This is a genomic window from Microbacterium galbinum (assembly GCF_023101185.1).
Taxonomy (GTDB): domain Bacteria; phylum Actinomycetota; class Actinomycetes; order Actinomycetales; family Microbacteriaceae; genus Microbacterium; species Microbacterium galbinum.
In genome coordinates this window covers 1,462,847-1,475,805 of sequence record NZ_CP078077.1, presented here as the reverse complement: position 1 = coordinate 1,475,805, position 12,959 = coordinate 1,462,847, and the positions used below count along the sequence as shown (strand labels likewise).

Sequence of the window (12,959 nt, the reverse complement as noted above, 5' to 3'; positions counted from 1 at the left end):
GGCGTCAGGCGGTGGTGACCGGGGCGCGGTGCGGCGACGCGACGTGGCGCTCGGCCTCGTCGGCGGCATCCGTCGCATCCGTCGACCCGGACGACGAAGCGGATGCCGTGGCACCCCGCTGCTTCGCCTTGCGACGCGCGAGCATGCCGAGCAGCGACGACGGGTTCTCCCCCAGCGTGCCCAGGGCCGCGGTCACGCGGTCGAGGAAGACGGCGATGAGCACGACGCCCAGGCCGGCCTCGACGCCCTTGGCGATGGTGATGGTCGAGATCGCTTCGACGACGAGCTTTCCGAGGCCGTCGGCGCCCGCCATACCGGCGATGACCGCCATCGACAGGGCGAGCATGATGACCTGGTTGACGCCGGCGAGGATGGTCGGCATCGCGAGCGGCAGCTGGATGCCGCGCAGGATCTGCCCCGGCTTGGCGCCGAACGCCTGCCCGGCCTCGACCGTCTCGGAGTCGACACCGCGGATGCCGAGCTCGGTCAGTCGCACACCCGGAGGCAGTGCGAAGATCACGGTCGCGACGAGGCCCGGCACGACGCCGATGCTGAAGAACACGATCGCGGGGATCAGGTAGACGAAGGCGGGCATCGTCTGCATGAAGTCGAGCACCGGCTTGAGGATCGCACGCACGGTGGCGTTGCGGGCCGACCAGATGCCGAGCGGGATCGCGATGACGACGGCGATCACGGCGGCGACGAGCACCAGCGCGAGCGTCTGCATCGCGGGCACCCAGAGGTTCATCGCGACGATCAGACCGAACGACACGACCGTGCCGATCGCGAGCTGCCACGAACGCACCAGCCACGCGATGAGCGCGGCGATCACGATGATGACGATGAAGTGCGGGCTGAGCAGCGCGCGCGTCAGACCGTCGACGAGGAACGAGACGACGAACGAGATCGCACCGAGGAAACCGTCGAGGTTGTCCTTGATCCAGTCGACACCGGCAGCGACCCACGCACCGAGGGGAATGCGGAAGTCCATCAGCGCACCTCCTCACTCGTGGGGGCGTCCCCGTAGACCTGGGTCCCGGAGCCTGTCGAAGGGTCCGCCGTCCAGCCGTCGTCGAGCACGGCGTCGATCTCGGCCTGCGGCATCGGCAGCAGGGGCAGCGTGAGCTCACCCGTCGCACCGGGGCCGGGGCCGAGGGCCGCGAGCAGGGTCACGCGCGGGATGACACCGGCGAGGCGGCCAGCGGCATCCGTCACCGCGAGGGGCAGCGGCGACTCGACCGCGGGCACGAACAGATTCATGAGGACCTCGTCCTCGCTCACGCTCTGCGGCACGGGCTTGATGATGTCGCGCAGGGTCGAGGTGCCCTTGCGCACGAGCTTGACGGCATCCCGGTCGGTCACGATGCCGACGAGCTGACGGTCGCGGCCGACGACATAGGTCGCCGACATGTAGGCGTCGCGCATCTGGCGCAGCGCGGTGCGCGGGCCGGCTCCCTCGGCGACGACGGGGCGCGGACGCTCCATCACATTGCCGGCGGTGAGCACGCGGGCACGGTCGACGTCCTGCACGAACTGCTCGACGTAGTCGTTGGCCGGGTCGGTGAGGATGTCTTCCGGCGTGCCGATCTGCACGATGCGTCCGTCGCGCATGACCGCGATCCGGTCGCCGAGGAACATCGCCTCGTTGAGGTCGTGCGTGATGAACACGATCGTCTTGTGCAGCTTCTGCTGCAGTTCGAGCAGCTGCTCCTGCATCTCGCGGCGGATGAGCGGGTCGAGGGCGCTGAACGCCTCGTCCATCAACAGGATGTCGCTGTCGGCGGCGAGCGCGCGGGCGATGCCGACGCGCTGCTGCATTCCGCCCGAGAGCTCGGAGGGCAGCTTCTCGCCCTGGCCCTCGAGGCCCACGAGCGACAGGATCTCCTCGGCCTTCGCGAGGCGCTCGGCCTTGGCGACGCCCTTGAGCTCGAGCGGGTAGGCGACGTTCGCGGCGACCGTGCGGTGCGGCAGCAGGGCGAAGTGCTGGAAGACCATCGACACGCGGTCGCGGCGGATCTCGCGCAGACGCGACGCCGGGATGCCGGTGATCGGATCGCCGTTCACCGTGACGGATCCGTCGGTGGCGGGGTGCAGGCCGTTGAGCATGCGGATGATGGTGGACTTGCCGGAGCCGGAGAGCCCCATGATGACGAAGATCTCACCGCGGTTGACGGTGAAGCTGGCGTCGATGACGGCGGCGGTTCCCGCCTCGGCGACCTGTGTTCGGCTCTCGCCCGCCTTCAGCCGGCGGACGGCCTGGTTCGGATTCTTCCCGAACACCTTGAAAAGATTGCGCGCTTCTAGAACGGTTTCGGACACGTTTCCCCTGCGGCTCGCCTTCGGGTGGCTGAGCCTGCTTCGGTTACGCCCGGGTGATGCTCTCGAGGCCGTTCGACATGTCTGCTGTGGCGGCACGGACGGCGGATTTCGGATCCACCGCGATAGAGCAACGACCGTACGTCCACGCCTCTTCGCAGCACAGCTCATCGAAAGAAGGACGTGGTCGCGGACTGGTCTTCGGGCCGTCAGGCCCACAGACCAACGTAACGAAATGGCCGGTCAGGGGCAAATCCGGTCTATCGGCATACTCATAGAATCGCGTGCTGACCGGGGAATTGCTCGGGCATCTAGCGAATCTCGAGCGGGCGTGCCGCAAGCGTTTCTCGTGCCCGCTGAGGGGTCGAGACACGCCGTGCGGCGGCATCCGATCGCGGCGTGTTTTGACCCCTCAGCGCGGGCGACGGATGCTGCGCGTCACCGTGAACTTCGGCGTGCGGTGCAGCTGCTCGGTCGGGCCGACCAGACGGGTCAGCTCGGCCCGGTATCCGAGTGACGAATTGAACACCGTGAAGAGCTCTCCGCCGGGTCGGAGCACACGAGCGGATGCCTCGAACAGGCGCGTCGCCGCACCCGTGTGCACGCTCGCCCCGAGGTGGAACGGCGGGTTGAGCAGCACGACGTCGACGGATGCCGTCGGCACCTCGGAGGCCGCATCGTCGTGGGTCACCGTGACCCGGTCGGCGACGCCGTTCGCGACGACGGTCGCACGGGCGGAGGCGACGGCGGCGGCCGAGCGATCGGTCGCGATCACGCGGGCATCCGGGTGCGCCAGGGCGTACGAGACGGCGAGGGCTCCGGTGCCGCAGCCCAGGTCGAGGATGCGGTTCCCCGTGGGGGACGCTTCGACAAGCTCAGCGACCCAGCTCTCTGCACTGGGTCCCTGAGCGGTACCCGGTCCCTGAGCGCTACTGGGTCCCTGAGCGGCACTGGGCCCCTGAGCCGCACTGGGTCCCTGAGCTTGTCGAAGGGCCCTGCCCCGCGACAGCCGCAGCACATCGAGTAGCACCCGCGTCCCGATGTCGAGCTTCGCTCCGGCGAACGCCCCGCCGTGCGCGACCAGCGTCAGCCCGTCATGCGTGGCCGCCACCGGGAAAGGCGTCGCGACCGGCACTTCCTTCGGATCCGACGCGATGATGAGTCGCGACTTCCGCTCGGCGCGCTGCGCCTGCACGATGCCGAAGCTGCGCCCGAGCACCTCGTTCTGCGCGATGGTCATGTGCTTCACGCGCCCGCCGGCGACGAGCACCGCATCGGGGGCGGCCCAGCGGGCCACGGCATCCGCGATCTCCTCGAGCTCCGCGAGCGCCTTCGGCAGCTGTAGCAGCACGAGTCGCGCGCCGTCGAGCAGCGACCTGTCGAGTTCGTGCGTGACGAAGCCGTCGATCCCGAGGTCGGCGGCGTTGCGGTCGAGCGCACGGCGACCGGTCGCCAGATCCTGGTGCACGCGGATGCCGCGCAGCCCGGCATCCGTCAAGGCGAGCGTGATCGCCCCGTACTCGTCGCCGATGACCGCGATCTCCAGGCCCGCGACACCGCGCTCCGCGGCGAGCGCGAGCGCACGCTCGGTGAGGAGCAGGTCGGTCGCGTCGTGCGCCTGCAGGTTCTCGGCCTCGACATCGGGCCAGCGACGCAGGCGGCTGTAGGGGAACTCCGGCACCTGTTCACTGTACGCGGGGCCCTCCGTCTCGTCGCTGCGCGGTTCCTGAGCGAGCGAAGCGAGACGAAGGGATCCTCGCTCAGGAACCGGGGTCCGGGACGCTTCGACAGGCTCAGCGACCCCAGGGTTCAGCAGCTGGGTCCCTGAGCTTGTCGAAGGGCCCACCACGAGAGAGCCCTCAGAAGAACGTGCGCACGAGCTCCACGACGCGGTCCGACTCGGCCGACTCGACGACGGGCAGGAAGTGCCACTTGTCGAACGCCGTGCACGGGTGCGAGAGGCCGAGGGCGACGACGTCGCCGATCGCGACGTCCGCCCCGCGCAGGAACGTGTGCTGGTCGTTCATCGCGGTGACGGATGCCCCGGCGAGCGGCGCGAGCGCCTCACCGAGATCTCCGGCGACCCCGTGCACGACGGGCAGCCCCTCGTCGAAGGGGAAGTCGCGCTTGCCGCCGTCGAGCAGGGCGAGCGCGGGCTCGGGGTGCGAGACGACCCGCGCATAGCCGCGCATCGCCGAGCGGAACACCCCGCCCGCCTCCGTGCCGGGGAACGTCTCGTCGAGAGGCGAGATGCCGCGGTAGAAGCCGTCGTCGTGCACGATGTACGCGCCCGAACGCAGCGTGAACCGCGTGCGGGAGTCGCGGGCGATCGCGGGCGCGTAGACCTCGGCGACCAGGTCGAAATACGCACTGCCGCCTGCCGTGACGAACACGTCGCCCTCGTCATAGAGGTCGCCGAGGGCCTCGTGCACGACGAGCTGGTCGGCCAGGTAGGCGCGAACGGCGGCGAGCGCGGCATCCGATCGGTCGTGCCCGAGGGCACCCTCGTAGCCGCCGACGCCGGCGAGGCGGAGCACATCGGATGCCGCGATCCGACGCCCGATCTCGATCGCCGCCTCGACGCTCCGGGCGCCGGTGCGCCCGCCCTCGGCTCCCAGTTCGACGCAGACGTCGACCCGGCGCGGCACACCCGTCTCACGCAGGGTGCGCTCCATCGCGTCGACGGTCTCGAGGGAGTCGGCCCAGCTCACGAAGCGGAAGTCGGGGTCGGCGAGCTCGCCCGCGAGCCACCGCAGCGAGCGCGCGTCGACGACGGCGTTCGCGAGCATGACGCTGTCGAGGCCGAAGGTGCGGGCGGTGCGCACCTGGCCCATGGTCGCGAGGGTGATGCCGGGGCATCCGATGTCGAGCTGACGCTGCCAGAGCGCGGGGGCCATGGTCGTCTTGCCGTGGGGCATGAGCTGCAGGCCCCGGGCGGAGGTCCACTCGGCCATCACCGAGAGGTTGTGGCGCATCGCGGCGTCGTCGAGCGCGATGATCGGCGTCCAGAACTCCGACAGCCGGGGCCCGGTCGCGAGGAATTCGTCGACGGTCAGCCCGATCGCTCGCTCGGGGATTCCCTTGTCGCGTGCGGTGAGGCGCTCGTCGCCCCACCCGTCCTGAAGCCGTGCCATGGGGTGTCCTTCGCGTGGGGTTCGTCGGGGGTCCTTACGAATCTACGCGACCGAGGGGTTGACAACACTCCCGGTTAAGGGGTTAGTTAGTCATGTAAGTAACCCCCTAACCCGTGGAGGACGCGTGATCGAAGAAGGCAAGCCCCTCTTCCTCCAGATCGCCGAGCAGATCGAGGACTCGATCGTCGACGGTTCGCTCGCCGAGGAAGCCCAGGCACCCTCGACCAACGAGCTCGCCGCGTTCTACCGCATCAACCCCGCCACCGCAGCGAAAGGAGTCGCGATGCTCACCGACAAGGGCGTCATCTACAAGCGTCGCGGGATCGGCATGTTCGTCGCCGACGGCGCCCGGGAGCGCCTCCTCGGCGAGCGCCGCGCCGCCTTCGCCGACCGGTACATCGACCCGCTGATCACCGAGGCCCGCACCCTGGGTCTCGACGCCGACGACCTCGCCGCGCTGCTCGCCGAGCGCGCGGCACGAACCCCCACCGCACGAGAAGGGAAGACCACCGCATGACCACCGTCATCGAGGTGCAGAACCTCACCAAGCGCTACAAGGACACCCGGGCGCTCGACGACGTGTCGCTCACGCTCGAGGGCGGCCACATCTACGGCCTCCTCGGTCGCAACGGCGCCGGCAAGACGACGCTCATGTCGATCCTCACCGCCCAGAACTTCGAGACCTCGGGCTCGGTGCGGGTGTTCGGCGAGCACCCGTACGAGAACTCCCGCGTGCTCAGTCGCATCTGCTTCGTGCGCGAGAGCCAGAAGTACCCCGACGACGCGTACCCGCGGCACGCCTTCACGGCCGCCCGCCTGTTCTTCCCGAACTGGGACCAGGCCCTCGCCGACGAACTCATCGCCGAGTTCCAGCTGCCCATGAAGCAGACGATCAAGAAGCTCTCGCGCGGCCAGCTCTCGGCGGTCGGAGTCATCATCGGGCTCGCCTCGCGCGCCGAGCTTACGTTCTTCGACGAGCCCTACCTGGGGCTCGACGCCGTCGCCCGGCAGATCTTCTACGACCGTCTCATCGAGGACTACGCCGAACACCCGCGCACCATCATCCTGTCGTCGCACCTGATCGACGAGGTGTCGAACCTCATCGAGAAGGTCATCGTGATCGACCAGGGACGCATCCTCCTCAACGACGACACGGATGCCGTGCGCGACCGTGCCGTGACCGTCGTCGGCGACGCCGCGGCCGTCGACTCCTGGGTCGGCGACCGGGAAGTCCTCCACCGCGAGTCGCTCGGGCGCGTGGCGTCCGTCACCGTGCTCGGCGCCCTCTCTCCCGCAGAGCGCGCCGAGGTCTCCGGACTCGGGCTCGACCTCGCGCCCGTCTCTCTCCAGCAGTTGATCGTCCGACTCACCCAGAAGGCCGAGAACCCCTCGGCCGTGAAGGAAGGGGCACTCTGATGCGACGCACGCTCAACGTCGTCCGCCTGCAGCTCATCAACCGGCAGACCTTCGTCTGGGTGCCGCTGATCATCCTCGGATCGGCCGTCGTGATCTCGGTGCTCATCTACGCGATGATCCCGACCTCGGGCCCCAAGTACGGCGGAGGCGGGCAGGCTCCGCTCTGGTACTTCTTCGCGCTCGGCCTGTCGTCCATGACGCTCACGTTCCCGTTCTCCCAGGCGATGAGCGTCACGCGCCGGGAGTTCTTCGTCGGAACTCTCCTCACCGCGGTTCTCGGCAGCACCTTCCTCGGCATCATCTTCCTCATCGGTGGTGCGATCGAGACCCTCACCGACGGCTACGGCATCAACGGCTACGTGTTCTACCTTCCGTGGCTCTGGGAGGCCGGCCCGCTCGGAGCGTTCACGGTCTACTTCGCGTTGGCCCTGCTCCTCTTCGTGATCGGCTTCACCGGAGCGACGATCTACAAGAGCTGGGGACCGACGGTGCTCACCGTGGTGGGCGTGGGCCTCGCGCTCGTGCTCATCGGCCTGGCCTTCCTGGCCACTCGGCTCGAGCTCTGGGGGGAGGTCGGCGCCGCGTTCCTCGACGCCGGCGCGCTCGGCATCGCACTGTGGGGACTGCTCGCGGCCGCGATCCTCGCCGCGATCTCGTTCCTCGCCTTCCGCCGCGCGAAGCCGTAGCGCCGGGCCTCCCGCCTGGGGGATCCTTCGACAGGCTCAGCAACCCAGTAGCCCCGCACACGCACTGGGTCCCTGAGCCTGTCGAAGGGTCCCACCCCGCACAACTTCGATCAGATCGTGTCGTCGGCGCCGATCACGTCGATCTGCCAGTGGCGACCGGCGGGGTCGGCGTCGTCGTGCGCCTTCTGCGCGTCATCGAGCACGTCGTTCACACGGATCATGGCCTTCTCGAACTCGGCCTCGGTGAGCCGGATCGTGCGCTGCGAGAAGGTCGCGTGCACCTCGGCCGTGCGCCCGGCGACGTACTCGGGAGTCCACGCGATCACGCGGCGGAACAGGTCCTGATGCTCTTCGGCGATGGCCGAGATCACGGCGGTTCCGAGAGCCTCGTCGACGACGGGGTTCTCGGGGCCGCCGACGTTGAGCGCCCCCTTGCGGCTCGTCCACACGCGGTCGCGGCGGTCGCGCGCGTGCTCGGGCGCTTCGACGATGAGCCCGGCATCCGCCAGCGCCCGCAGGTGGAAGCTGACGCTGTTGGCCGGCACCTCGAGCTCGGCGGCGATGTCGGCGGCGCGCAGGTGCTCATGACGCGAGAACAGGCGCAGGATGCGGCGGCGCAGCGGGTTCGCGAACGCCTTGAGCATCGCCGAGGTCATCCACTCGGCATCCGCCGCGGTCTCGTCGTCAGCCATGCGTCGAGTCTATCCGCACCCGAATTTGCGCAATAGTAGTTGCGCAACTGTTCTTGCGGATCTACCATCGAGCCATGACCACCGCGACCGCCCCGCACCGCCTGTGGCGGAACACCCGCTATCTCACCTGGCTCGTGAGCGACACGAGCAAGGGCCTCGCCGCCGCACTGACGGGCTTCGCGATCCCGCTCCTCGCCCTCATCGTCACCGACGACCCCGCGCAGGCCGGCATCATCGCCGGGGCCGGACTCGTCGCCCGCCTGCTCACGACCCTGGTCGGCGGGGTGCTCGCCGACCGCCACCGCCGCGTCGTGCTGATGCTCATCGGCTCGCTGTTCGGCATTGCACTCGCCACGGCGTTCACCCTGCTCGCGGCGAGCGAGGCGCTCACCTTCACCGCACTGTTCGCGATCAACCTGCTGCTCGCGGCACGCAGCGGGCTCTTCGACGTGGCCGGCGAGAGCGCGCTGAAAGAGATCGTCCCCGATGACGCCATGGGCCGCGCGCAGGCCGCCAACCAGGGGCGGGATGCCGCGCTGCAGCTCGCGGGCGGACCGCTCGGCGGTGTGCTGCTCGGCGTCGGAGGGTGGCTGGTCGGCCTCGTCATGACGCTCTGCCATCTGATCGCCGCGGGCACCGCGTGGGTGCTCGTGCGGGGCGGCTCGCGCACGACGCGCGAGAACGGAGACGAACGGACGGATGCTCGGCACGTCGCACTCGGACACGCCGCGGATGCCGCGGGCGGTCCGGGTTTTCGCAGCGGAGTCCGTGAAATGGGCGAGGCGTTCCGCTGGTTGTTCTCCCGCCCGGATCTCGGCGGAGTGCTCGCGATCACCACGATCGTGAACCTCGGGTTCAACGCCGCGATCACCACGACCATCTACGCGCTGCAGCAGGCCGGGCACTCCGAACTGCTGATCGGCGCCCTGAGCGCCGGCGTCGGGGCCGTGATGCTGGTCGGAGCCGTGATCGCCCCGCTGCTGGTTCCGCGCATCGGCGCCGGCATCCTGACCATCACCGCCCTGTCGGTGGTCGCGGTCGCCACCGTCGCGCTGTCATGGATGGTCGAACCGTGGGCGATCATCGCCGTGCTCGGCGCGGCGGTGCTGCTCGTGCCCGCCCTCAACGCCGGGATGATGGGCTACTTCATGGTCGCGACCCCGAGCCGCCTGCTCGGGCGCGCGAACAGCGCCGCCGGGGTGCTGGGCATGGGGGCGATGCCGCTCGGACCGCTGATCGCCGGGTTCGGACTCGCCTGGATCGGCCGTCAGAACACGATCCTGGTGTGCGCGGCGCTCTGCGCGGTCGCGGTCGCGCTGGCGATCGGCAACCGCGCACTGCGCGCCCTACCGGTCGAGGCGCGGTGGGCCGAGCACGCCCGCCGCTACGAGGCCTGAGCCCTCGGCATCCGCCTGCGCCTCGAAACCCACCGGAAACGTCGAGACCCACCCCTATCGACGTCGCGGACGATGGGTCTCGGCGCGATCGATGGGTCTCGACGAACGGATGCCCGAATTCCTCGGCGCCCGAGTTACAGCGCGCCCGTGAGCGCGGCGATGCCGGCGAGCAGTGAGAGCAGGGCGAGGGTCAGCGCGATCGAGATCAGCACGATGTGCACGATCAGGAACTTCGTGGCCTTGCCGTTCGCGTCCTTGGCACGGGGGTCCTTCGCGACCCGGCGGAGGAACTGCGGCCACGCGATCGCATTGAAGGCGGCGTTGAGGAACAGGATGACGGCGAGAAGGGTCACCCGTCCACCGTATCGGCCCGGCATGACGGCATCCGCTCCCCGGATTCCTGGACTCCGACCAATCACGTCATGTATCAGAAACCTCTTGCCGTGCTCCTGGTAGGTGTGCTCACAATGTCTTTCATGATCGACGGTGCTCCCGGCACCGCGCTCGATCCTGCGTCGGACGACGGTCCCCCTCGCTGGCAGCATGCGGCGAACCTGTTCGACGCATGGCGCGAGGGCGACGGTCGCGCGATGGACGGGCTCGTCCGCTTGATGACGCCCGTGCTGTGGCATGTCGTCCGGGCGTATGGACTCGAGCGCTCACTCGCCGAAGACGTGGTGCAGACCACATGGATGCGTTTGGTGCGCGGTCACGCGGCGATCTCCGATGCGCAGGCGGTCTCGGCCTGGCTCACGACGACCGCCCGTCGCGAGGCCTGGCGCGTGGGCAAGGCCCACGGACGCGTCGACACGACGGATGCCGACGACCTCGACGCCCTTCTGCCGGTGCAGGACTCGGCCGAGGAGCGGGCGGCGATCGCGGATGAGCGGCGGCAACTCTGGAACGCCGTGCGTCGACTGGCCGAACGGTGCCAGCGCCTGCTGCGGGTGGTCGCATTCGAGGACCGCCCGGACTACGCCCGCCTCGCCCAGGATCTCGCGATGCCGGTGGGGAGCATCGGCCCGACCCGGCAGCGGTGCCTGGCGAAACTGCGCTCGCTTCTCGACACCGCCCCGCGGACGGAGGGGATCGCATGAGCACCCACGATGACGCCCTGTTCGCCGAGCTGCGGGCGATGTGGCGCGATGCCGACCCCGTGCCCGACACCCTCGTCGATCGGATGATCGCGGCCGTCGCCGCGGACGGACTGAACCAGGAGTACGCGCTGCTCACGCTCATCGAGGATCACCTCGGTGCGGTGCGCGGAGACACGGATGCCCTGACGTTGCAGTTCAGCGACGGCACGACGAGCATCCTGTTGCACGTCACGGCGAGCGCGGGCGGCCTGCGCCGCGTCGACGGGTGGGTCGACACGGCGGCCGCCGAGATCGTGCTCGCACAGGGCGAGGAGGGCTCGGCGGGCGAGACGATCCGCACGACCGCACCCGCCGAGACCGGACGCTTCGTGTTCGACGAGGTCCCCGCGGGCATGACCACGGTGCGCCTGACCACCACGGTCGGCGGTGAGGCGCGCACTCTCGCGACGCCGCGCTTCGAACTCTGACCGCCGTGACGCCGTGACGCCGTGACCGCTGTATCGCCGTAATCGCTGTATCGCCGTAACCGCTGTACCGCTGTAGATCGCTGTAACCGCTGTGAGCTGTGGCGGTGCCCGCCGACCCGACGGGCACCGGGGATGGAACGCGGGGAAGGACCCGCGCAGGAAGGGATGACGCATGGAGCAGCCGAGAGGGTGGAGTTGGCAGGACCGGGCGGAGGGATCGATCAGGCGCGGCACGGCGCTCGATCCGAGTGTGGAGCCGGTCGACGGCATCCGCGCGTTCCCCACCGCGTACCTGCCCACGCGCCTGCTGATCACGCAGGACCTCGAGAACGGGGAGGAGTACGACCGCGAGTTGCGCACGTTGCGCGATGCGGCCGACTCCTTCGGATGGACGCTCGAGATCGAGGCATCCGATCGTGAGAACGCCGGCGAGCTGCTGCCCGGCGTTCCCGGCTTCCTCCGCGCGCGCCTGACCACCCCCGAAGAGCCGACCGGCGGCGAATCCCCGGTCGCTCCGGATGCCTGGCGCGTGCTGCAGCGCGCCCGCCGCATGTCGCGCTCGACCATGCCGCGCACGAGCCTCGAGCACGTGCTGTCGATCGATCCGGTCGGCCTCAATCCGTTCAGCCGCACAAATCCCTTCAGCCGTACCAACCCGTTCAGCCGCACGAATCCCGTGCGCGGGGCCGGCGCGGGAGGCAGCGACGACTACCTCGAGCCGGGTCGCGGCGCGCGGCAGCCGGTGAGCTGGCTGGGCCCTGCGCCCCGGCGCGGACCCGACCCGACGACGGGCCGGCGCCCCGTGGTGGCGGTGCTCGACACCGGCTGCGGGGTGCACGACTGGCTGCCCGATGACATCGTCACCCGGCACGTCGAGCTCGACGGGGTGCCGATCGGCCTGACCGACGACGCGGATCCCGAGCGCTACCCCGACCTCTACGGGCAGCTCGACGGTGAGATCGACGCGGTCGCGGGGCACGGCACGTTCATCGCGGGCATCGTGCGCCAGACCGCTCCGGATGCCGACATCCTCTCGGTGCGCGTCGCCGGGGCGCTCGGAGTGGTCGACGAGAGCGACCTGCTGACGACGCTCGCGCAGGTGATCGAGCTGCTGCGGAGGTATCGCGAGGACCCGAAGACCGGGCATCCGATCGACGTGCTCAACCTGTCGCTCGGGTACTACCACGAGACCCCGGAGGACGGTCTCTACAGCCGCACCCTCTACGCGCTGCTCGCCAAGGCGCGGGAGCTCGGCTGCGTGGTGGTGTGCTCGGCCGGCAACGATGCGATCGACCGCCCGTCGTTCCCCGCGTCGCTGTGGGCGTGGCCGGGGGCCGACAACGGCATCGCCCGCGACCGCTGGGCGCCGCTCGTCTCGGTCGGGGCGCTCAACCCCTCGGCCCGGTCGGTGGCGCTGTTCTCGAACGTCGGACCGTGGGTGCGGCTGTACGCCCCGGGGGCCGCGGTCGTCAGCACGTCGCCGGCGTTCGTGGGCGGTCAGCAGGCGATGACGCGGGCCGACATCGACGGGCTGCGGCGCGAGACGATCGATCCCGACGACTACCGCGGCGGCTTCGCGGTGTGGAGCGGCACGTCGTTCGCGGCACCGTACGTCGCGGGCCGGATCGCCGCGCTCCTGGGCGAGGTCTCGGTGGCGGATGCCGACGCGGATGCCGTCGACGCCGCCGTGACCTCGGTGGTCGCCGACCTCCCCTCACCCGTCGACTAGGCCGCCCCCTGGAGCATCGGCTGGG

Annotated in this window: 13 protein-coding genes; 7 read left to right on the top strand and 6 right to left on the bottom strand. The window is 69.8% G+C overall.

Annotated features, from left to right (window positions below):
• Positions 1 to 4: 4 nt before the first annotated feature.
• From KV396_RS07300 to KV396_RS07285, 4 genes are all read right to left on the bottom strand, one after another.
• Positions 5 to 994 carry an ABC transporter permease gene (locus tag KV396_RS07300; RefSeq protein WP_247957568.1) on the bottom strand — a complete coding sequence of 330 codons (990 nt, stop codon included), beginning with the start codon at positions 992 to 994 and terminating at the stop codon, positions 5 to 7.
• Positions 991 to 2,319, bottom strand: a complete 1,329-nt coding sequence (locus KV396_RS07295; protein WP_247957360.1) for a quaternary amine ABC transporter ATP-binding protein — start codon at positions 2,317 to 2,319, stop codon at positions 991 to 993. Before KV396_RS07295 ends, KV396_RS07300 begins: the two co-directional genes overlap by 4 nt.
• 409 nt (positions 2,320 to 2,728) lie before the next feature.
• The gene (locus KV396_RS07290) at positions 2,729 to 3,997 is read right to left on the bottom strand and encodes a class I SAM-dependent methyltransferase (RefSeq protein WP_247957359.1); all 1,269 of its coding nucleotides are present in this window, start codon (positions 3,995 to 3,997) and stop codon (positions 2,729 to 2,731) included.
• A 178-nt stretch (positions 3,998 to 4,175) separates the two neighbouring features.
• Positions 4,176 to 5,450: a type III PLP-dependent enzyme domain-containing protein gene (locus KV396_RS07285; protein ID WP_247957358.1), complete on the bottom strand. Its 1,275-nt coding sequence runs from the start codon at positions 5,448 to 5,450 to the stop codon at positions 4,176 to 4,178.
• A 124-nt stretch (positions 5,451 to 5,574) separates the two neighbouring features.
• Between KV396_RS07285 and KV396_RS07280 the strand changes: the two genes are divergently transcribed.
• The 3 genes from KV396_RS07280 to KV396_RS07270 are packed head-to-tail and all read left to right on the top strand — an operon-like array spanning position 5,575 to position 7,552.
• Positions 5,575 to 5,967: a GntR family transcriptional regulator gene (locus KV396_RS07280; RefSeq protein ID WP_247633299.1), complete on the top strand. Its 393-nt coding sequence runs from the start codon at positions 5,575 to 5,577 to the stop codon at positions 5,965 to 5,967.
• Complete coding sequence (locus KV396_RS07275) at positions 5,964 to 6,866, top strand: ABC transporter ATP-binding protein (protein ID WP_247633300.1); 903 nt, start codon at positions 5,964 to 5,966, stop codon at positions 6,864 to 6,866. The genes KV396_RS07280 and KV396_RS07275 overlap by 4 nt, the downstream gene beginning before the upstream one ends.
• Complete coding sequence (locus tag KV396_RS07270) at positions 6,866 to 7,552, top strand: hypothetical protein (protein ID WP_247957357.1); 687 nt, start codon at positions 6,866 to 6,868, stop codon at positions 7,550 to 7,552. Before KV396_RS07275 ends, KV396_RS07270 begins: the two co-directional genes overlap by 1 nt.
• Before the next feature lie 110 nt (positions 7,553 to 7,662).
• Here the strand turns inward: KV396_RS07270 and KV396_RS07265 are convergent, their stop codons facing one another.
• Positions 7,663 to 8,244, bottom strand: a complete 582-nt coding sequence (locus tag KV396_RS07265; protein WP_247633302.1) for an ArsR/SmtB family transcription factor — start codon at positions 8,242 to 8,244, stop codon at positions 7,663 to 7,665.
• Between the two features lie 74 nt (positions 8,245 to 8,318).
• Between KV396_RS07265 and KV396_RS07260 the strand changes: the two genes are divergently transcribed.
• Positions 8,319 to 9,641, top strand: a complete 1,323-nt coding sequence (locus tag KV396_RS07260) for an MFS transporter (protein ID WP_247957356.1) — start codon at positions 8,319 to 8,321, stop codon at positions 9,639 to 9,641.
• 134 nt (positions 9,642 to 9,775) lie between these two features.
• On the opposite strand, the gene KV396_RS07255 is transcribed toward KV396_RS07260, so the two are convergent.
• Positions 9,776 to 10,018: an SCO4848 family membrane protein gene (locus KV396_RS07255; protein WP_247957355.1), complete on the bottom strand. Its 243-nt coding sequence runs from the start codon at positions 10,016 to 10,018 to the stop codon at positions 9,776 to 9,778.
• Between the two features lie 99 nt (positions 10,019 to 10,117).
• On the opposite strand from KV396_RS07255, the gene KV396_RS07250 reads away from it, so the two are divergent.
• From KV396_RS07250 to KV396_RS07240, 3 genes are all read left to right on the top strand, one after another.
• Positions 10,118 to 10,738: an RNA polymerase sigma factor gene (locus KV396_RS07250; protein WP_247957354.1), complete on the top strand. Its 621-nt coding sequence runs from the start codon at positions 10,118 to 10,120 to the stop codon at positions 10,736 to 10,738.
• Positions 10,735 to 11,205, top strand: a complete 471-nt coding sequence (locus KV396_RS07245) for a hypothetical protein (RefSeq protein ID WP_247957353.1) — start codon at positions 10,735 to 10,737, stop codon at positions 11,203 to 11,205. Before KV396_RS07250 ends, KV396_RS07245 begins: the two co-directional genes overlap by 4 nt.
• A gap of 172 nt (positions 11,206 to 11,377) precedes the next feature.
• Positions 11,378 to 12,934, top strand: a complete 1,557-nt coding sequence (locus KV396_RS07240; protein WP_247957352.1) for a S8 family peptidase — start codon at positions 11,378 to 11,380, stop codon at positions 12,932 to 12,934.
• Positions 12,935 to 12,959: the final 25 nt, after the last annotated feature.

What these genes read in the sequence shown, in the direction of transcription:
- KV396_RS07275 (WP_247633300.1), top strand. Translation starts at nt 5,964, where the DNA reads ATGACCACCGTCATCGAGGTGCAGAACCTCACCAAGCGCTACAAGGAC.
- KV396_RS07265 (WP_247633302.1), bottom strand. Translation starts at nt 8,244, where the DNA reads ATGGCTGACGACGAGACCGCGGCGGATGCCGAGTGGATGACCTCGGCG.
- KV396_RS07245 (WP_247957353.1), top strand. Translation starts at nt 10,735, where the DNA reads ATGAGCACCCACGATGACGCCCTGTTCGCCGAGCTGCGGGCGATGTGG.
- KV396_RS07250 (WP_247957354.1), top strand. Translation starts at nt 10,118, where the DNA reads ATGATCGACGGTGCTCCCGGCACCGCGCTCGATCCTGCGTCGGACGAC.
- KV396_RS07240 (WP_247957352.1), top strand. Translation starts at nt 11,378, where the DNA reads ATGGAGCAGCCGAGAGGGTGGAGTTGGCAGGACCGGGCGGAGGGATCG.
- KV396_RS07270 (WP_247957357.1), top strand. Translation starts at nt 6,866, where the DNA reads ATGCGACGCACGCTCAACGTCGTCCGCCTGCAGCTCATCAACCGGCAG.
- KV396_RS07255 (WP_247957355.1), bottom strand. Translation starts at nt 10,018, where the DNA reads ATGCCGGGCCGATACGGTGGACGGGTGACCCTTCTCGCCGTCATCCTG.
- KV396_RS07285 (WP_247957358.1), bottom strand. Translation starts at nt 5,450, where the DNA reads ATGGCACGGCTTCAGGACGGGTGGGGCGACGAGCGCCTCACCGCACGC.
- KV396_RS07260 (WP_247957356.1), top strand. Translation starts at nt 8,319, where the DNA reads ATGACCACCGCGACCGCCCCGCACCGCCTGTGGCGGAACACCCGCTAT.